Source organism: Methylobacterium sp. BE186 (assembly GCF_031457035.1).
In the GTDB taxonomy this organism is placed as follows: Bacteria; Pseudomonadota; Alphaproteobacteria; order Rhizobiales; family Beijerinckiaceae; genus Methylobacterium; species Methylobacterium segetis.
On record NZ_JAVDVV010000014.1, the window covers coordinates 1 to 16,998 of the forward strand.

General features: G+C 73.2%; 21 protein-coding genes. 12 read left to right on the forward strand and 9 right to left on the reverse strand.

Annotated elements, in window-relative coordinates; translation table 11 throughout:
* Positions 1-510: 510 nt before the first annotated feature.
* The 8 genes from J2X36_RS15225 (at position 511) to J2X36_RS15260 (ending at position 7,638) form a co-directional block, all read left to right on the forward strand.
* On the forward strand, positions 511-1,794 hold the full coding sequence (locus J2X36_RS15225) for an alpha/beta hydrolase (protein ID WP_310351130.1): 1,284 nt from the start codon (positions 511-513) through the stop codon (positions 1,792-1,794).
* 73 nt (positions 1,795-1,867) lie between these two features.
* Positions 1,868-2,455 (forward strand): gluconokinase, encoded by a 588-nt coding sequence (locus tag J2X36_RS15230; RefSeq protein WP_405029793.1) that lies wholly within the window; start codon positions 1,868-1,870, stop codon positions 2,453-2,455.
* Entirely contained in the window at positions 2,452-3,267 is an 816-nt protein-coding gene (locus J2X36_RS15235) for a Cof-type HAD-IIB family hydrolase (protein WP_310351132.1), read from the forward strand. Before J2X36_RS15230 ends, J2X36_RS15235 begins: the two co-directional genes overlap by 4 nt.
* A gap of 157 nt (positions 3,268-3,424) precedes the next feature.
* Positions 3,425-4,441: a transglycosylase SLT domain-containing protein gene (locus tag J2X36_RS15240; protein WP_310351134.1), complete on the forward strand. Its 1,017-nt coding sequence runs from the start codon at positions 3,425-3,427 to the stop codon at positions 4,439-4,441.
* A 308-nt stretch (positions 4,442-4,749) separates the two neighbouring features.
* The gene (locus J2X36_RS15245) at positions 4,750-5,640 is read left to right on the forward strand and encodes a helix-turn-helix transcriptional regulator (RefSeq protein WP_132251508.1); all 891 of its coding nucleotides are present in this window, start codon (positions 4,750-4,752) and stop codon (positions 5,638-5,640) included.
* A 360-nt stretch (positions 5,641-6,000) separates the two neighbouring features.
* Positions 6,001-6,861 (forward strand): serine O-acetyltransferase, encoded by an 861-nt coding sequence (cysE, locus tag J2X36_RS15250; RefSeq protein ID WP_310351137.1) that lies wholly within the window; start codon positions 6,001-6,003, stop codon positions 6,859-6,861.
* 109 nt (positions 6,862-6,970) lie between these two features.
* A complete protein-coding gene (locus tag J2X36_RS15255) occupies positions 6,971-7,180 on the forward strand; it encodes a DUF3126 family protein (protein ID WP_132251488.1) in 210 nt (69 codons plus the stop codon).
* Between the two features lie 128 nt (positions 7,181-7,308).
* A complete protein-coding gene (locus tag J2X36_RS15260) occupies positions 7,309-7,638 on the forward strand; it encodes a DUF6949 family protein (RefSeq protein ID WP_132251486.1) in 330 nt (109 codons plus the stop codon).
* Positions 7,639-7,662: 24 nt separating this feature from the next.
* Here J2X36_RS15260 and J2X36_RS15265 read toward each other — a convergent pair whose 3' ends face one another.
* From J2X36_RS15265 to J2X36_RS15280, 4 genes are all read right to left on the reverse strand, one after another.
* Positions 7,663-8,400, reverse strand: a complete 738-nt coding sequence (locus J2X36_RS15265) for a transglutaminase-like cysteine peptidase (RefSeq protein ID WP_405029794.1) — start codon at positions 8,398-8,400, stop codon at positions 7,663-7,665.
* 173 nt (positions 8,401-8,573) lie between these two features.
* Positions 8,574-9,200, reverse strand: coding sequence for a transglutaminase-like cysteine peptidase (locus tag J2X36_RS15270; RefSeq protein ID WP_310351141.1), 627 nt, complete (start codon positions 9,198-9,200; stop codon positions 8,574-8,576).
* A 386-nt stretch (positions 9,201-9,586) separates the two neighbouring features.
* The gene (locus J2X36_RS15275) at positions 9,587-10,216 is read right to left on the reverse strand and encodes a PilZ domain-containing protein (RefSeq protein WP_132251479.1); all 630 of its coding nucleotides are present in this window, start codon (positions 10,214-10,216) and stop codon (positions 9,587-9,589) included.
* Between the two features lie 172 nt (positions 10,217-10,388).
* The gene (locus tag J2X36_RS15280) at positions 10,389-11,015 is read right to left on the reverse strand and encodes a PAS domain-containing protein (protein WP_310351143.1); all 627 of its coding nucleotides are present in this window, start codon (positions 11,013-11,015) and stop codon (positions 10,389-10,391) included.
* 310 nt (positions 11,016-11,325) lie between these two features.
* On the opposite strand from J2X36_RS15280, the gene J2X36_RS15285 reads away from it, so the two are divergent.
* Both J2X36_RS15285 and J2X36_RS15290 read left to right on the forward strand, forming a co-directional pair.
* The gene (locus tag J2X36_RS15285) at positions 11,326-12,144 is read left to right on the forward strand and encodes a rhomboid family intramembrane serine protease (RefSeq protein ID WP_132251475.1); all 819 of its coding nucleotides are present in this window, start codon (positions 11,326-11,328) and stop codon (positions 12,142-12,144) included.
* 193 nt (positions 12,145-12,337) lie between these two features.
* On the forward strand, positions 12,338-12,769 hold the full coding sequence (locus J2X36_RS15290) for a CBS domain-containing protein (protein ID WP_132251472.1): 432 nt from the start codon (positions 12,338-12,340) through the stop codon (positions 12,767-12,769).
* 81 nt (positions 12,770-12,850) lie between these two features.
* Here the strand turns inward: J2X36_RS15290 and J2X36_RS15295 are convergent, their stop codons facing one another.
* Genes J2X36_RS15295 through folE form a run of 3 tightly spaced genes read right to left on the reverse strand, consistent with a single transcriptional unit; the run spans position 12,851 to position 15,190 of the window.
* Complete coding sequence (locus J2X36_RS15295; RefSeq protein WP_405029795.1) at positions 12,851-13,894, reverse strand: patatin-like phospholipase family protein; 1,044 nt, start codon at positions 13,892-13,894, stop codon at positions 12,851-12,853.
* Positions 13,891-14,319 (reverse strand): phosphoribosyl-AMP cyclohydrolase, encoded by a 429-nt coding sequence (gene hisI / locus J2X36_RS15300; protein ID WP_207919156.1) that lies wholly within the window; start codon positions 14,317-14,319, stop codon positions 13,891-13,893. The genes J2X36_RS15295 and hisI overlap by 4 nt, the downstream gene beginning before the upstream one ends.
* 19 nt (positions 14,320-14,338) lie before the next feature.
* Positions 14,339-15,190 (reverse strand): GTP cyclohydrolase I FolE, encoded by an 852-nt coding sequence (gene folE, locus J2X36_RS15305; protein WP_132251465.1) that lies wholly within the window; start codon positions 15,188-15,190, stop codon positions 14,339-14,341.
* A gap of 249 nt (positions 15,191-15,439) precedes the next feature.
* On the opposite strand from folE, the gene J2X36_RS15310 reads away from it, so the two are divergent.
* Both J2X36_RS15310 and yidD read left to right on the forward strand, forming a co-directional pair.
* Entirely contained in the window at positions 15,440-15,898 is a 459-nt protein-coding gene (locus J2X36_RS15310) for an iron-sulfur cluster assembly scaffold protein (protein ID WP_132251463.1), read from the forward strand.
* Between the two features lie 5 nt (positions 15,899-15,903).
* Positions 15,904-16,257, forward strand: coding sequence for a membrane protein insertion efficiency factor YidD (yidD, locus tag J2X36_RS15315; RefSeq protein WP_310351150.1), 354 nt, complete (start codon positions 15,904-15,906; stop codon positions 16,255-16,257).
* Here yidD and J2X36_RS15320 read toward each other — a convergent pair.
* Positions 16,229-16,717, reverse strand: a complete 489-nt coding sequence (locus J2X36_RS15320; RefSeq protein WP_310351153.1) for a DUF3368 domain-containing protein — start codon at positions 16,715-16,717, stop codon at positions 16,229-16,231. The two genes, yidD and J2X36_RS15320, sit on opposite strands and share 29 nt — an antisense overlap.
* A gap of 3 nt (positions 16,718-16,720) precedes the next feature.
* Complete coding sequence (locus J2X36_RS15325) at positions 16,721-16,990, reverse strand: UPF0175 family protein (RefSeq protein ID WP_132251455.1); 270 nt, start codon at positions 16,988-16,990, stop codon at positions 16,721-16,723.
* Positions 16,991-16,998 lie beyond the last annotated feature (8 nt).

The following is a 16,998-nucleotide window of genomic DNA, read 5'->3' on the forward strand; positions in this document are numbered from 1 at the left end:
TCGTAGCGGGCGAACACCCCCTCGCTCGTCACCGTCTCCGCGCCCGACGCGATCGCGCCGGCCGTCGGACCTGCCCCGGGCAGGACGTTACAGCCCGACACCGCGAGCGCAGTGCACAGGAGAAGGGGAAGGGCGCGCATCCAGGATCGCCTGTCGGTTTCTCTCGTCTGCCGCTGCGGCCCATCCGCCGGAACCCCGGCCGCGGGACGGAGCGCCAGCAACTCGCCGGTTCTCCCGACCCCTAGCCCAAAGCCGCCCCCCTGTCCGTGGCGGGTGGGTCACAGTCCCGGGGCGACCCGCCCGCCGGCTCCGCCGTCCCCGCTCCCCACAAGCCCCGCGCAAGCCCGGGGCGCGGATGCTCCTCCGGCCTTGCCGGGAGCTCCCCCGACGCTGCAATCCTCGCAAGAGGATGGCCACGTTAATGCAATTCCGCCGCGCATGTTCTAGACAGGATCGGGGGGCCGCTCGGCTCAAGCAACACGGCACGACCCGGCGCCGAGTGCCCGATCGATGAACCAACCCTTGACCTATACGCCCCCAGACCTTCGGGGTCCCGGCCCGCAGCCGGTGCGGCGGCGGCACGTCTTCTATATCCCGGGCTACGATCCGGAGGGCCGCAGCCGCTACCGCTTCCTGTTCGTGCGGGAGTTGAACCGGCATGCGCGCCGCTTCGGCGGCGAGCGGCGGGCGGTCTCCGAGGCGCGGCTCAGCCCGGACGGGCTGGTCCAGAGCTGGCGGGTCGAGGCGCCCCAGGGCGGCGAGGGCGCCGAGACCGCGTACGACGTGCTGCTGTGGGACGACCTCGTGGCGCGGGATTTCGCCCGCTCCCGGATCCTCAGCGTCGCCCTCCTCGTCGCCGGAACGCTGCACTCCCTCCTGATCGGCCTGCTGTTCCGCTTCTATCGCCTCAATTGGAAGTACGGGAACGTCATCCTCTATCCCTTCGCCATGGTCGTGCTGCTGACGCTGCTGTCGGTCTTCCTGGGCACGATGGTTCACGCCCATCTCGGCGACTGGTTCGGCCACAGCATCGGCCTGCCGATCTACCTCTCGCTGCCGCTCGGCGTCGCGGCCGGCATCGTCTGGATCAAGGGGATCGAGGCCTTCCTGAACCGGATCTTCTTCTGGCAGCTGCTCAACGACTGGGTCTTCAACTGGCAGCACGGCCAGGGCTGGCGGCCCGATTACGAGCACAGGCTCGCGGCCTTCGCGGACATCGTGCTGGCGCGGCTCGCCGAGCGGGCGGAGGCGGGCGAGGCGGTCGACGAGGTCATGATCGTGGGCCATTCCTCCGGCGCCCTCACCGCCGTCGAGGTGGCGGCCCGCCTCTTCGCCCGCGATCCGCGCCTCGGCGCGGAGGGGCCGGCCCTCTCCCTCGTCACCCTCGGCTCCGGGCTGCCCCTCGTGGCGCTGCAGCCGCGCGCCCGCCGCCTGCGGGCAGAGGTGGAAAGCCTCGTGACGCAGCCTCACCTCGTCTGGTGCGATTTCCAGGCGCCGCAGGACTGGATGAACTTTCCCGGCTTCAACCCCGTCCGGCACCTCGCCCTCGACCTGCGGGGGCGGCCGGTGGCGAACCCGCTGATCCGCTCGGCGCGCTTCCGCGAGATCCTGTCGCCCGAGACCTATGCGAGGGTCCGGCTGCGGCCCTTCCGGATGCACTTCCAGTTCCTGCTCGCCAACGAGCGGGGCGGCCCCTACGACTTCTTCGCGATGACGCTGGGGCCGCAGGCCCTGCGCGAGCGGGTGCTGGCGCCGGAGGGGCCCGATCCCGCCCCGCTCACCGCGGCAGGCTGACGCCCCGCGGGCCCGGACGCGAGACCGGAGGCCCTCCGCGCCCTAAGACATCCGGCCATCGGCCCGAACCCGGATGCGCGCGTTGGCAGAAATCTCGGCCCCAGCCCCGGCAAAACGGAGCGCACCGCGCATCCTCGTGGTGATGGGAGTGTCGGGCTCCGGCAAGAGCACGGTCGCGGCCTGCCTCGCCGAGCGGCTCGGCTGGGCCTGCGTCGACGGGGACAGCTTCCACAGCCCGGACCACGTCGCCCGGATGCGGGCGGGCCACGCCCTCGACGACGTGGACAGGGCGCCCTGGCTCAGGGCCGTCGCCGCCTGGATCGGGGAGCGCCTCGCGGCGGGGCAAACCGGAATCGTCGCCTGCTCGGCCCTGAAACGGGCCTATCGCGACGTGCTCGTCGCCGGGCGCGCGGAGGTCCGCATCGTGCATCTCGACGGCAGCCGTGCGCGCGTCGCGGAACGGATCGCGGAGCGGCGCGGCCACTTCATGCCGGCAGCCCTCCTCGACAGCCAGTTCGCGGCCCTCGAGCCGCCGGGGCCGGACGAGGACGCGATCGTCGTCGGGATCGAGGACCCGCCCGACGCCATCGCCGAGGCGATCGTCGCCCGGCTCGGGCTCGAGGGCGAGGGCGAGGGCAGGGTAGAGGGGAGGGACCCATGACGGATGCCGGCGGCCACGACATCGCGCTCGTGATCTCGGACGTGGACGGCACCCTCGTCACCTCCGACAAGCGCCTGACCCCGGCCGCGGTCGCGGCGGTGCGGCGCCTCGGCGAGGCGGGGATCGGCTTCACCATCGCCTCGAGCCGGCCGCCCGTCGGGCTCCGGCCCCTCGTCGAGGCGCTGGGGCTCACCCTGCCGCTCGCCGCCTTCAACGGGGCGAGCATCGTGCGCCCGGATCTCACGATCCTCAGCGAGACCCTGATCCCGGAGGAGGCCGCCCGGGAGGCGGCCCACCGCCTCGACGCCGCGGGCCTCGACGTCTGGGTGTTCGCGCGGGGCGCCTGGTTCCTGCGCGACCCGGACGCGCCCTACACGGACCTCGAGCGGCGCACGCTCCAGGCCGAGCCCGCCATCGTGGCCGATCTCGAACCCCTGCTCGCCTGCGCCTCGAAGATCGTCGGCGTGAGCCCGGACGCCGCCCATCTCGCCGCCTGCGAGGCGGAGGTCGCGACGGCTCTCGGCCCGCGGGCGAGCGTCCACCGCTCGCAGGCCTACTATCTCGACGTGACGCCGCCCGGCCTCGACAAGGGCCGCTTCGTCGACTGGATGGCCGGGCATCTCGGCATCCCGCGCGCCCGGATCGCGACCCTGGGGGATGCGGGCAACGACGCGGCCCTGTTCGCCCGCAGCGGCCTCTCCATCGCGATGGGCAACGCCGTGGAGAGCCTGAAGGCGGGGGCCGACGCGGTGACGGAGGCCAACGATTCCGACGGCTTCGCGAAGGCGATCACCCGCCTCGTCCTGACCTGAGCCCCCGGCCCGGCGCCGGCCCGAAGGGTCTGTGGCGCACGGAGCACAGGCCGGGGTCAACGGCCACGCCGCCCACAGGCAACCGCAGGGAAGCCGCTTTCCGGCCTCATTTCGCCTCGACCTAGGCCGTGAAGAACAAGCGAACCGGGTCTCGCGCATGAATCGCCGCCTCCTGCTCCTCGCCGCCCTCCTGGCGGCCGCGCCGGCGCCCGCGCTCGCCCAGCAGGTCGCGCGGGACAACATCGACGCGCTGATCGAGGAGCATGCCCGGGCGAACGGCGTCCCGGCGAGCTTCGTGCACCAGGTCGTCAAGCGCGAGAGCAACTACAATCCGAACGCGAAGGGCGGCAGCGCGCTCGGCCTGATGCAGATCAAGCACGCGACCGCCCGCGGCCTCGGCTACAGGGGCGATGCGAGCGGCCTCTACGACCCGAAGGTGAACCTGCGCTACGGGGTGGCCTATCTGGCGGGGGCCTACCGCACCGCCAAGGGCAACCTCGCCCAGGCCTATCACTACTACAACCGGGGCTATTATTACGCGGCCAAGCGCCAGGGCATCACCACCGAGGTGGCCGACGAGACGCCGACGCTGCCCGCCCCCGCCGCCTCGGCCGGCGCCTTCGCCAGCCTGTTCAGCCTGCGCCCCTCCGACGCCGCCTCCGGCCCGGCTCTGGCCTATGCCGCCCCGCAGGCGGCGGCGAGCGGGCCCGTCGAGGTGCCGCTGCCGCCGCGCCGCCCGGCCGCCCTCGGGGGCGCCGACACCGTGCAGCTGGCAAGCCTCGATCCCGCCGCCGGTCTCGCCGCCGGTCTCGCCGCCGCGGGCAAGCCGCCGGGGGCCGCGGAGCCGCAACAGGCCGCCCCGCAGGCCTCGGCCTCCGTCGAGGTCCCCCTGCCGCCCCGCCGCCCGGCCGGCCTCGGCGGATCCGCCGTCGCGAGCCTCGCCGCGCCGGACCTCGCCGCCCTCTCGGTCGGCCCCCAGGGCGGCCCGCCGCCGGCCCCGGCGGCTCAGGCCCAGCCTTCCGCGCAGGGTGCCGCCGAATCGGTCGAGGTCCCGCTGCCGCCGCGCCGCCCCTCGCCCCAGCTCCTCGCCGCCATCGTCCGGCCGGCCGCGCGCAAGGCGCCCTCCGCCGCGGCGCCCATCCTCGAGGCGACGGCGCTTCCCGCCGGGCAGTAATCGCTCCCCGTTCCGGAGAAATACGCGGCCGCGCTTGATCGGGGCCGCTCTCGTCAACACATCCATCCGGTCACGGGTGTGTTCAGTGCCGTGCCCGTGTGAGCATCGGCATGTCCCCGATGGCAAAGCTTGCTCGGGACGAACGGAATTTTCCTTCCGAACACCGATATCGTACGCGCATCCATCCACAGGATGCTGCACAATTCTGCCGCTTTCGGCGTTCGTGGAGACGAGGCGGCGGAGGTCGAGTATCAACGCGCTCGCGAGGCACCGGCCTTGCTTGCGAGACTGGGAACATGGGCGACCCGATGGCCGGCGCTGCGGAACAAGAAACCCTCTTCCTGACCGAGCTCGGTCGGCGGGTGCGGCACGCGCGCACGGTCCGCGGCCTGTCGCGCAAGCTGCTCTCGCAGACCTCGGGCCTGTCCGAGCGCTACATCGCGCAGCTCGAAGGGGGCCAGGGCAACGTCTCGATCATCCTGCTGCGGCGGGTGGCGAACGCCATGGGCGTGCGCCTCGACGACCTCATCGCGGGCCAGGACCTCACGCCCGACTGGCAGGTGATGCGCGATCTCGTGGCCCAGGCCGCGCCCGAGCAGATCGCGGCCGCCAAGGCGCTGCTCGCCGGCGGCGCGCTCGCCGACGGCAGCGTGCCCAAGCCCCGCGTCGCCGTGATCGGCCTGCGCGGCGCCGGCAAGTCGACCCTCGGGCGGCTCACGGCGGAGCGGCTCGGCTGGACCTTCGTGGAGCTCAACGCCGAGATCGAGCGCGAGAACGCCCTCTCGGTGAAGGAGATCTTCGCGATCTACGGGCAGGAGGGCTATCGCCGGCTGGAGCAGGCGGCGCTGCGCCGCCTCACCGAGCATCCGGGCCCGCTGATCCTGGCCACCGGCGGGGGCATCGTGGCCGAGCCCCTGACCTACGACCTGCTGCTGCAGGCCTTCTTCACGGTCTGGCTGCGCGCGAAGCCCGAGGAGCACATGCAGCGGGTGCGCGACCAGGACAACCTGCCCCCGACCGGCGACCACGCCACCGCGATGCAGGAGCTGCGCGCGGTGCTCGCCAGCCGCGAGCCGCTCTACGCCCGCGCCTCGACGGTGGTCGACACCTCCGACATCCCGATCGACGTGATGGTGGACCGCCTCACCGCCGCGATCGAGGCCCGCTTCGGCACGCAGGAGCGCCGCCGCAGCGCGTGAGGGCGGCCGCGGGCCTCGCGCCGCGACCGGACGTTCCGATTGACGCCTCGCGCCGGACCTCGCGCGCCGCCATGCCGGCCGTCGCAGCGCGGGAAGGCTGCGGCCGCCCGGGCGACAGGCACGCGGCTTTGAAGCGCCTCGCCCCCTAAGGGTCTTGATCGCACCCGGCCGGCACCCCACGGTAGGGGCACGGTGCATTGCAGCGAGGCAGGCAGCGAGGATCTTGCCGCCGCCCGCCCCGCGTTCCGCAGGCCCGTTTTTTCGCCCGCAGCGAATTCGCGCTAGAATCGTTCCCGGCCGGCCGCCCCTCCTCCCGCCGAAAGGGGAGCCCGGCGGCCCCACGGTCCCGAGGAGAAGCCCATGACCGCCAGCCCGTCGATCAGCCCCGCCGCCGGCCACGATCCGATCGCCGGCGTGTGCGATCCGGTCTGGTCGCGCCTGCGCGGCGAGGCGGAGACCGTGCTCCGCGAGGAGCCGCAGCTCGCCTCCTTCATCGTGGCGACGATCCTGAACCACGCGACGCTGGAGGGCGCGGTCGCCCACCGCGTCGCCGCCCGGCTCGGGCACGCCTCTCTGCCGGCCGAGCTCGTGGCCCACGGCTTCCACGAGGCCCTGCAGGACGATCCCCACATCGGCGAGGCCTTCCGGGCCGACATCGTGTCGGTGATGGACCGCGACCCCGCCACCTCGCGGGCGATCGAGCCGGTCCTCTATTTCAAGGGCTTCCACGCCATCCAGGCCCACCGCCTCGCGCATTGGTACTGGGGCCACGGGCGGCGCGACCTCGCCCTCTACCTGCAGAGCCGCTCCTCCGAGGTGTTCCAGTGCGACATCCACCCCGCCGCCCGGATCGGGCGCGGGATCTTCCTCGACCACGCCACCGGCCTCGTCGTCGGCTCGACGGCGGTGATCGAGGACGACGTCTCGATCCTGCACGCCGTCACCCTCGGCGGCACGGGCAAGCAGGGCAGCGACCGCCACCCGAAGATCCGCCGCGGCGTGATGATCGGGGCGGGCGCCAAGATCCTCGGCAACATCGAGGTCGGGGCCTGCGCCCGGGTCGCGGCCGGCTCCGTGGTGCTGCGGCCGGTGCCGCCGAACACCACCGTCGTCGGCGTGCCGGCCCGCGTCGTGGGCACGGCGGGCTGCGCCGAGCCGGCGCGCGCCATGGACCAGCTCGTCAGCATGGACCAGTTCATCCACATGGCCGAGGGCATCTGAGGCCCGGCGCCTCGATCGGGGAGGGGGGCGTCCGGCCGCGCTTGCCGCTGGCGGCCGGGCATGGCAAGGCCACCGTCATCCCCTTGCGCCACGACGGAGACGAGACAGCGTGACCAAGCCCGAGATCGCGAAGCTGCAGGATTACCTGCGCCGCACGTTCGCGAACGCCAACATCCGCGTCGTCGCGATGAAATCCGCCGATTCCGCCGAGGTGTTCATCGGCCAGGAATCGATCGGCGTCATCTCCGACGACAAGGAGGACGGCGACGATTCCTTCATGTTCCGGATGGCGATCCTCGACATCGACCTCGAGGATTGAGGCATCCCGGGCGCCCGCGCCCGCGCAGCTGTGCACGGGGTTAACCCTAACCCCGGCCGGCGCTTAACGTTTCGTCAACCATGGGGCAGAGTGTCTTCATCGTCCGTTAACGGTGGAGCGCGTCGCGTATGGCTCTCGACACCTCGGCTCTCGACACGATCCAGACCCTCTGCGTCGGGCTCGCCCTCTCGGGCCTGCTCGCCAGCGCCTACGAGCTGTTCACGGAGCGGCGGGCGAGCTTCTCGCTCCTGGAGCGCGGCGGCGTCGCGGCGGTGGCCGCCCTGCCGGTGCTCGCCTTCTCGGCCCCCTTCATCATCCTGCGCAACACGGTGCGCGGGCGCCGCATCGAGGGGCGCCCGATCCCCTTCGTGATGCTCGCGACCATGATCGCCTGCGGCTGGGGCCTGATCTCCGGACGCATCGCCATCGACCTCGCCGCGCTCCTCGTCGGCGCCTGAGGCGAGGGGAGCGAGGCCGGCCCCTCAGCGGTTGGCCGTCGTCACCGGCGAGGCGCCGCCGTTCAGCGAGACCCAGCGGGTCCCGTCCTGGCCCTCGCGCTTGACGTAGGAATAGCCGGTGCGGGCCCAGGGCAGCACCGCGTTGGTCTTGTTGTCGAGGATGAAGTCGCCCCGGTCGGTGCGCACCATCAGCACCGCGTGGCCCTCGCCGATATCGTCGATCACCACCGTCATGCGCAGGGCCCGCCGGGGCAGGCCCCGCTCGGTCAGCATGCGGCGCTTGAGCAATTGGTAATCCTCGCAATCGCCGAAGCCGTCGTCCGGGTAGTCCCAGCGGTCGATCACGCCCCAATGCGCCTGGTCGGTGATCGGCTTGATGCGGGCATTCACCCGCCGGTTGACGCTCGTCAGCGTGCGCCAGATCGCGGCGTCGAGATGGATGAAGGCGGGCTCGGCCGTGTTGACCGCGCACTCGGCCGGCATCCGCTCGCAGAAGGCGCTCCAGGCCGCCACGGGCTTGACCGCGGCCCCGGTCTCCACGGGCGTGCCCGGTTCGGGCAGCGTCGGCCCGGTGCGCGCCTGGGTGGTGGCGCCGCCGAGCATCAGGATCGCACCGACCAGGGCGAGGCCGGCGCTGCGGTTCAGGCGCCGGCGCAGGCCGCGCGCCAGCCGCGCGGGCTCCAGGGCTTCCCATGCGCCGAGCCAGGGGGCGCCTTCAGCGGCCGCAGCGGCGCCGCTCCCTCCGAGACCCCCGTGCCGCATCCCCGCGCCCCGCCGACCGATCCTCAGGCGGCAAAGCTGACACGGCCCGGGCCGGGGCTCAATGGCAAAGTTAAACCCCCGTTAACTCGCCCGGGGCGGATTGGTTCCAATCCGGGACGGTGATGCATCGCTGCAACCGGTGGGGGTTCAGCGACCGGGTTCCGCGGCGGGCTTCAGCGGTTGGCGGTGGTGACCGGGGAGGTGACGCCGCCGAGGGACACCCAGGCCACCCGGTCCTGGCTCTCGCGCTTGATGAAGGTGTAGCCGGTCTGGTGCCAGGCGAGCACGGCGCTCGTCTTGTTGTCGAGGATGAAGTCGCCGCGGTCGGTGACGAGCGTCAGCACCGCGTGGCCCTCGCCCTTCTCGTCGATGACGACGGTCATGCGCATGGCCCGGCGGGGCAGGCCCGCCTCGACGAGGAGGCGCCGCTTCAGGAGCTGGAAATCCTCGCAATCGCCGATCCCGTCCTCGGCCATGTCCCAGCGGTCGGCCACGCCCCAATGCTCCAGGTCGGTCATCGGGCGCACCGCCTTGTTCACCCGGCGGTTCACCGACACGATCGTGTTCCAGGTCGCGGCCGTGAGGGCGATGGCGGCGGGCTCGGCCGGGTCGACGGCGCATTCGGCCGCGTGGCCCTGGCAGAAGGCCGCCCAGGCGATGATCGGGCGCGCCTCGCCGGCGGGCGTCGCAGAGGCGGAGGGGGCGGGCAGGGCGGCGAGGGTCTGCGCTCGCGCCGGAGCGCTCAGGCCGAGCGCGGCGAGAACCAGGAGACCGAGAGCGATTGTCGTCTTGCTGCACATGGCGAGCACCCCATCCATGCGAGGGAGGATGGGCCCGCCGGGCTGTTCCGCGCTGAAGCGGATGCGCGCAATTTTATCGATTCGCGCCCCGAAAAGGCCGCCTTCTCAACGGGGCGAACCGGGGGCTGCCGCATTCGTGAAGACTGGGCGGATCGGATTCAGGATCCGGAAACCGTGAGGCGGCGGGGGCCGTGGCAGGAGGCGGGCGCGTTTCCGGCCGGTGGGCGGACGGGCGATTCACCCGCGATCCGGCGAGGTCCCGACGTCGCCCTGCCGGGCGCGGGCTCCCCCTCGTTCCGAGAGGGGGCGCAGCGACGGGGAGCGACCCTGGCGCGCTCCCGGAGCGTCGCGCTCCCGGAGCGTTGCGCTCCCGGAGCGTTGCGCGCTCAGAGCGTCATGCCGTCGTGGAAGCGGTCGGGCGAGATCGGCAACAGGAACTGCACGCCGAAGCCGCCCTCGAAATGGCGGACGAGGCGGCCCGGGGTGCGGCCGACCGTGACGGTGGCGCCCATCGGCACCCGCTCGCTCGCCGCGATGGCCGCGCCCGACATCGAGACGTCGATGAGGCGGGCGGGGAACTCGATCCCGCTCTCGAGGCGCAGCGTCACGGCGGGCTGCGTCGGCGTGAGGCGCTCGTGGGAGCGCCCCTCCGGCAGGCCGAGCACCTCGCGGTTGGCGAGCCAGGTGAGCTGCGAGGCGATCTTGTCGCGCTTGCGCGGCGTCGCGTTGAGCTGGACGGCGAATCCGCCCGACGGATGGCGGACGATGACGCCCTCGATCCGGCCGATATGCTCGAGGTAGAGCACCACGCGCTCGCCGATCGCGCCCACGACCGCGCAGGTCAGGCGCACGCCGCCGGGCGACATGTCGACCGTCTGGCAGGGATATTCGCGCCGGTCCGAGAGCATGTAGCGCCCCAGGATCGCGATCTTCACGCGCTGGTGGCGGCGCTGCTCGGCGCCCTGCAGAGTCTTCAGCCGGCGGAGTGTGCCGGACAGTGCGGCGGCCTCGGTCATGCCATTCCAGGGTCTGGCTCGGGAGCCTCGTGCGAAACGCCCGCCCTCGCGGTCGGGACGCGCCCGGGCGGGCGCCGCGCGCACCGGTCCCAAGTCGTCCGAAGCCCCTTGTAGGGGCGATCGGGTTACGAAAGGCTTTGTCCGATCCGAGATGTGCCCGGTCTCGGGCCGCTCAGGCGCGCCCGCCCCTGTGGACGAGGAGATGCCCGCGGCGCAGCGGCACGCTGTCGTTGGCCGGGAGCGGCAGGCCGGCGGGCAGGCCGCCCGCCCGCTCGGCCGCGGGCGCCTCCGCCCCGCGGGCGGGCCAGTCGGAGAGGACCCGCAGGGTCGTGGCGGAGAGGGTCTCGACCGGGCGCAGCCCGAGCCAGCCGGGAATCGCGATCGGGCTGAGGGAGCCGAGCACCCGCGACTGCGTCCGCCCCCGGTGCCGCAGCGGCAGCAGCAGCAATTCGAGGTCCACCGTCTCGCCGCGGCCCGTGGCGCCGCGCAGGCCCGCCACAACGCCGACCGTGTCGCCGGCCACGATCTCGATCAGGCGCCAGGGATCGGCCGCGGGCTCGGCCCCCCAGAGGCCGGCGAAGCTCTCGCCCTTCAGCTCGCGCCCGAACAGGGCGCAGACCCGCGTGCCGGCGAGCCGCAGGGCGGCGCTGCGGGCGGGGAGGTCGATCTCCAGGATCAGGCTGTCCGCCAGGAGGTTGCGGATCTCGCCCGGCTCGATCTCGGCGCGCTCGGGCGCGGCGCGCTCGCCCCGCAACCGGTCCCAGTAGCTGTGGAGCAGACGGCTCGTCGGATGCTTCATGGTGACCTGGGGCGTCGCGGCCTGGTGCGTCGGGTGGGGCGGGGTCGGGTGGGGCTGGGAAGGCGTCGAGGCGGCTCGCGGCGGGCGCGGCCCGCCCGCGGCCCGCGGGGGCCGCAGGCGATTCGGTCCGCCTGAGGGACTACCCTAGGGCGAGGGCCGCCCCCGCGCTCGCGCAACCTTTCGTCAAGGTTAACGGCCTGTTGACAAGGCGTCCCGCACGCGCGCGGGCGCCGTGGGGCAGGCGTCAACGCGCCCGGGACGTCGTTTTGGGGGGTTGCCGGCCCGGGCGGCGCGCCGACATGGTGGGGCCATGGATGCCTCGCCCGACTTCCCGCGCCAGAGCCGCGTGCCCGTCTTCAACATGCCCCGCGTGGTCACGGCCGCGATCGGCGTGATGCTCGCGATCCAGGCCCTGCGCGACTTCGTGCTGCCGGACGCCTGGGACATCCGGCTCGTCCTCGACCTCGCCCTGGTGCCGGCGCGCTGGACGGTCGCGATCGACCCGGCCCAGGGGGAGGAGGTGCTGAAGGCCGCCGTCTCGAACGATGCCGCCCTCAGCGCCGCCCGGGAGGCCTTCGCCCGCTACCTCGTGGCCGAGCCCGACGCCGCGCCCTGGACCTTCGCGAGCTACGCGCTGCTGCACGGCTCCTGGATGCACGTGATCTTCAACTGCGTCTGGCTCGCCGCGTTCGGGTCTCCTGTGGCCCGCCGCTGCGGGCCCTGGCGCTTCGGGCTGCTCGCGCTCGCCGGCACCGTGGCGGGGGGCGCGCTCCACGTCGCCCTCGATCCCCTGAGCCTCGCCCCCCTCGTCGGCGCCTCCGCCGGCATCTCGGCCCTGATGGCGGCGGCCGCCCGCTTCGTCTTCCGGCCCCCGCCCCCGGGCTACGGCACCCAGCCCTGGCAGGTGCCGCCGCGGCGCGCGCTGGAATCGATCCCGGAGCTGATGCGCAACCGCTCGGCGGTCGTGTTCCTCGGCATCTGGCTCGTGACGAACCTGCTCTTCGGGGCGATCACCCTGCCCCTCGGCGTCGAGAGCGCGGCGGTGGCCTGGGACGCGCATCTGGGCGGCTTCGTGGTGGGATTCTTCCTGTTCCCGTTCATCGACGGCCCGGAATCGGGGCGGGGCTGAGCCCGAATCGGCCGGGCGCGGCGAAAAAATTCCAGTTTTCCGGCCGCGGGCTCAACCCTCGCGCTTGCCTTGGGCGCTGGCCCGCCACACACTTGCCGCGATCCGCACGAGTGCCGGGATGCAACCCGGCCGGTCGCCATTGTCGACGCGCCGCGGGCTGACGGCGCGCATGTTCGTCCAGGGAGGGACATACATGACCGTCGCACGCATCCTCGCCGAGAAGGGCAGCTCCGTCGTCACGGTGCAGCCCGAGCGTACCCTCGACGATGCGATCCACCTGCTGGCCGACAAGGGCATCGGCGCCCTCGTCGTCTGCGATCCCGAGGGACACGTCGTCGGCATCCTCTCGGAGCGCGACATCATGCGGGCGCTCGCCCGTCAGGCCGCGTCCGCCTTCGACGCGCCCGTCTCGGCCCACATGACCCGCACCGTCACGAGCTGCAAGCGCACCGCCACGATCGAGGAGGTGATGCACCTGATGACCGAGGGTCGCTTCCGCCACGTTCCCGTCTGCGAGGACGGCAAGCTCGTCGGCCTCGTCTCGATCGGCGACGTGGTCAAGCGCCGGATCGCGGCCGTCGAGGCCGAGCATCAGGCGATGCGCGACTACATCACGATGGCCTGAGGCCGTCGCGGGTCCCCTCGCCCGACCGGGAGAGGGAGCGCGTCCCGCCTCCCGTGGCGGAGCGCGGGCGCCCGCGCTTCCTCACGTCCGGGCGCTCGCGCCCTCCAGCGCCGCCCGGATGCGGGGGAGGGCGGCCCGGCCCGCCTGATGGCCGGCCGCGATCGCCTCCGCCGCCCGGTGGAACTCGAACAGCCCCATCCCGGCGAGCTTCGGGCCGATGGCGACGTCGGGCGGGTCGCGCTCCAGGCGCGCCCGCGAGATCCGGTCCTGGGTGATGTTGAAGGCGTCGAACATCACGCGCGCGACGCCGGGCGCCCCCTCGGCCGGGCGCGGGCTCCGCCGCCCGGCGATGCGCCGGCCCGCCCCTCGGACCCTGTGCAGCAGGCTCCAGCGGTGGCGCGCCTCGGCGGCGCCGGCCACCCCCGTCTCGACCGGGTCCGGCCCGTCCGGGGCGATCACGGTGCCGCCGCGCACCCGCGGGTCGCAATTGAGGTTCACGCAGATGACGAGGTCGGCCCCCATCGCCCGGGCGAGGGTCACGGGGACGGGGTTGACCAGCGTCCCGTCCATCAGGAGCCGCCCGTCGAAGGGCAGCGGCGGGAAGATGCCGGGCAGGGCGTAGGAGGCGCGCACGGCCTCGACGAGCCGGCCCTTCGTCAGCCAGACCTCGTGGCCGGTGCCGAGCTCGGTCGCGACGCTCGCGAAGCGGATGGGCAATCCCTCGATGCGCCGGTCCGCGAGATCGCCCTCCAGGCGCCGCCGCAGCCGGTCGCCGCCGATCAGCCCCGAGCCCGAGAGCCGCACGTCGAGGAGGCCGACCACCCGGCGCTTCGTCAGGGAGAGGGCGAATTCCGCCAGCGCGTCGAGCTTGCCGGCCGCGTAGCAGCCGCCGACCACGGCCCCGATCGAGCAGCCCGCCACCACGTCCGGGTGGAGGCCCGCCTCCTCCAGCGCCCGGAGCACGCCGATATGCGCCCAGCCCCGGGCCGAGCCGCCGCCGAGCGCCAGCCCGATCCGCGGCCCGCGCGGGCAGGGCGGCCGCACCGGCTCGACGGCGCCGGGCGCCCCGTGCCGGACGAGGCCGGACGGTTCGGGGAAGGCGCCGAGGGACGCCTCCCAGGTCACGCGCCGACGGGCCGGAGCGTCGCGCGCCCGTCGGAGGGCTCGAGGCTGACGCTCCGGTAGAAGCAGGCGCGCCGGCCGGTATGGCAGCAGCCGCCGTCGCCGCCCACCTCGACGCGGATCAGCACGGCGTCCTGGTCGCAATCGACCCGCATCTCGACGACGCGCTGGACCTGCCCCGAGGTGGCGCCCTTGTGCCAGAGTTCGCCCCGCGAGCGCGACCAGTACCAGGCCTCGCCGGTCTCGAGGGTGCGCCGGAGCGATTCGGCGTTCATGTGGGCGAGCATCAGGACCTGCCCGTCCCGCGCGTCGACCGCGATGCAGGAGACGAGCCCGTTCGCGTCGAAGCGGGGCGTGAAGGCATCGCCTTCCTCCACCTCGGCGCGGGGGCCCGGCGCCGGGAAGGGCGGGGTGGTCATCGCGGGCATCCTCTCGCGTGCGGCGCGCTCAGCCCTTGTTGCGCACGAGGGTGAGGAAGCGGACCTGCTCGTTCGGGTCCGCCTTGAAGACGCCCTTGAACTGGGTGGTGATCGTCGAGACGCCGGCCTTCTGCACCCCGCGCATCGCCATGCAGAGATGCTCGGCCTCGACCATCACGGCCACGCCCCGGGGCTTGAGGATGCTCTCGATCACGTCGGCGATCTGGGCCGTCATCGTCTCCTGCGTCTGCAGGCGGCGGGCGAAGGTATCGACCACGCGGGCGAGCTTGGAGAGCCCGACCACGCCCTTCGTCGGGTAGTAGGCGATGTGGGCGAGGCCCATGAACGGCACCATGTGGTGCTCGCAATGGGAGTAGAACGGGATGTCGCGCACGAGCACGACGTCGGAATAGCCCTCGACCTCCTCGAAGACGCGCTCGAGCAGCGCGTCGGCATCCTGCCGGTAGCCGCCGAAGAGCTGGTCGTAGGCCTTCACGACGCGGGCGGGGGTGTCGATGAGGCCCTCGCGGGTCGGGTCGTCGCCGGCCCAGCGCAGCAGCGTGCGGACGGCGGCCTCCGCCTCCTCGCGGCTCGGGCGGCCGAGCGCGATCTCGTCCGGCACCCGCTGCGCGGAGGGCGGCTGCGGCGCCACCTCGACCGGACGCACGGGCAAGGGTGCGGCCGAGACAGGTGCCGCGGAGACAGGGGCGGGGACGAGGGTCGGAGCGTTGTCGTTGCGCATGCCGTTCAGATCCCGGACGCCCTCGGGCAGGTTCCCGTCGGCGGTCGGGTAGGAGAGGGATTTGAGAGCGGCATCCATGGCATCTCCCGCCCGCGCCACACGGGCCGTCATCGTGGTGCTGTCCGGCTTTGCGTACATCGCGTCGAACCGTCTCGGGTCTGGGAGCGTCTGCCCAAACCAGCGCCCTGAGGGAGAACGGGTTCCGAAGCCGTGGGCGCGACCCGGGTCGACGGAGCCGCCTCCTCGCGAAACGGCACGATTGCGCCTATATCGTCGTTCTCGCCCGATCGCGCAATGCGCGGGCCGCGCATCTGACCACCGAGGCGAGCGTCCGCTCCCGCACGTTCCCGTCGCGGGCTCCGCGCAGCCCGGCAGGACCCCGCTCCCATGCTCGACGACATCTACAACCGCCGCATCCTCGAACTCGCCGCCGACATTCCCCGGCTCGGGCGCCTCGAATCGCCGGACGCGACGGCGAGCGCCCACTCGAAGCTCTGCGGCTCGACCGTGACGGTCGACCTCGCCCTCGCCCCCGACGGCACGGTGGCCGACTTCGCCCACGAGGTGCGGGCCTGCGCGCTCGGCCAGGCCTCCTCCTCGCTGATGGCCCGGCACGTGGTCGGCGCCAGCCCGGACGAGCTGCGGGCGATTCGCGCCACCATGCGCGCCATGCTCAAGGAGAACGGCCCCGTGCCCTCGGGCGCCTGGGCGGACCTCGCGGTGCTGGAGCCCGTGCGCGACTTCAAGGCGCGCCACGCCTCGACGCTCCTGACCTTCGACGCGGTGGTCGACGCCCTCGACCAGATCGCCGCCCGGGGGGCGGCCTCGCGCGAGGCGGCGGAGTAGGGCAGGTGCCGCGCCGCCTCGCCCATCTCGCGATCCGGGGCTACCAGCTCACCCTGTCGGGCCTCGCCGGCCGCCAATGCCGCCACTGGCCCTCCTGCTCGGCCTACACCGACGAGGCGATCCAGCGCCACGGGCTCTGGGCCGGGGGCTGGATGGGCCTGTCCCGGATCTGCCGCTGCGGCCCCTTCGGCACCCACGGCATCGACCTCGTGCCGGAGGCCCTGCCGCCGCGGGCCCGCCCCTGGACCCCCTGGGCCTACGGCCGCTGGCGCGGCGTCAACGCGCCCCCGTCGCCCTTCGCCTGCGAGGCGGTGGAGGAGGGGCCGGCCGTCACCCGACGCGCTGCCGGTGCCGGGTGAGCAGAGCATCCAGAAGCTCGGGGCGGCAGCGGAAATGAGTGGCGCGCAGACGCGCGACGGCCTCGGGCAGATCCATCAGGCCGCGGCCGCCCGCGAGTTCGATGAGGCCGAGCGTCCCGACGACCGCGAAGCCTTCGGCCCGGGCTGCCGCGACGCCGGCCCGATCGTCCATGATGATGAGGTCCGCGCAGAGGCTCCGTCCGAGGAGGATCGCCTCGCGTTCGCCTTCATCCAACGCCGGCAGGGCCGGCTCCTCGCCGACAGCCGCGTCCGGATGCACGCGGAGCCAGGGGGGCGCCGACGCGAGCCAGGCACGGACCATGTCGGGCGTTTCCGGCCGGTCGAGCTCCCGACGGACCGCCTCCGGCACGAGGACCGTGTCGAACAGGCTTGGCAGGATATCGATCCGGCCGATCAGGACGAGGTAGTTGAGCGGGCTCGTGTCGGCGACGACCGGCACCGCCTAAACTAAGCCGGCCCGCTCGAGGTCGCGCCGATCCTGCTCCAGGTCCTCGATTCCGTAATCGAGGAACACGCCGTGAGCCTTGAGGAAGCCGTCGAGGCCGTAGCGGGTCTCGATCCCGAGCATCCGGCGCAGTTCGGGCGCGGTCAGGCGGCCGGCCCTGAACTCTTCGAGGCCGAAGGCTTCGAGGGCACGCCGCGACAGTTGGCGCGCGTCGGATTCGGTCAGCTTCCGGGCGAGGTCGTCCGGGATCGGAAGAGTGATGTTCACGCCGTGCG

What these genes read in the sequence shown, in the direction of transcription:
- J2X36_RS15225 (WP_310351130.1), top strand. Translation starts at nt 511, where the DNA reads ATGAACCAACCCTTGACCTATACGCCCCCAGACCTTCGGGGTCCCGGC.
- J2X36_RS15230 (WP_405029793.1), top strand. Translation starts at nt 1,868, where the DNA reads ATGCGCGCGTTGGCAGAAATCTCGGCCCCAGCCCCGGCAAAACGGAGC.
- J2X36_RS15235 (WP_310351132.1), top strand. Translation starts at nt 2,452, where the DNA reads ATGACGGATGCCGGCGGCCACGACATCGCGCTCGTGATCTCGGACGTG.
- J2X36_RS15240 (WP_310351134.1), top strand. Translation starts at nt 3,425, where the DNA reads ATGAATCGCCGCCTCCTGCTCCTCGCCGCCCTCCTGGCGGCCGCGCCG.
- J2X36_RS15245 (WP_132251508.1), top strand. Translation starts at nt 4,750, where the DNA reads ATGGCCGGCGCTGCGGAACAAGAAACCCTCTTCCTGACCGAGCTCGGT.
- cysE (WP_310351137.1), top strand. Translation starts at nt 6,001, where the DNA reads ATGACCGCCAGCCCGTCGATCAGCCCCGCCGCCGGCCACGATCCGATC.
- J2X36_RS15260 (WP_132251486.1), top strand. Translation starts at nt 7,309, where the DNA reads ATGGCTCTCGACACCTCGGCTCTCGACACGATCCAGACCCTCTGCGTC.
- J2X36_RS15265 (WP_405029794.1), bottom strand. Translation starts at nt 8,400, where the DNA reads ATGCGGCACGGGGGTCTCGGAGGGAGCGGCGCCGCTGCGGCCGCTGAA.
- J2X36_RS15270 (WP_310351141.1), bottom strand. Translation starts at nt 9,200, where the DNA reads ATGTGCAGCAAGACGACAATCGCTCTCGGTCTCCTGGTTCTCGCCGCG.
- J2X36_RS15275 (WP_132251479.1), bottom strand. Translation starts at nt 10,216, where the DNA reads ATGACCGAGGCCGCCGCACTGTCCGGCACACTCCGCCGGCTGAAGACT.
- J2X36_RS15280 (WP_310351143.1), bottom strand. Translation starts at nt 11,015, where the DNA reads ATGAAGCATCCGACGAGCCGTCTGCTCCACAGCTACTGGGACCGGTTG.
- J2X36_RS15285 (WP_132251475.1), top strand. Translation starts at nt 11,326, where the DNA reads ATGGATGCCTCGCCCGACTTCCCGCGCCAGAGCCGCGTGCCCGTCTTC.
- J2X36_RS15290 (WP_132251472.1), top strand. Translation starts at nt 12,338, where the DNA reads ATGACCGTCGCACGCATCCTCGCCGAGAAGGGCAGCTCCGTCGTCACG.
- hisI (WP_207919156.1), bottom strand. Translation starts at nt 14,319, where the DNA reads ATGCCCGCGATGACCACCCCGCCCTTCCCGGCGCCGGGCCCCCGCGCC.
- folE (WP_132251465.1), bottom strand. Translation starts at nt 15,190, where the DNA reads ATGTACGCAAAGCCGGACAGCACCACGATGACGGCCCGTGTGGCGCGG.
- J2X36_RS15310 (WP_132251463.1), top strand. Translation starts at nt 15,440, where the DNA reads ATGCTCGACGACATCTACAACCGCCGCATCCTCGAACTCGCCGCCGAC.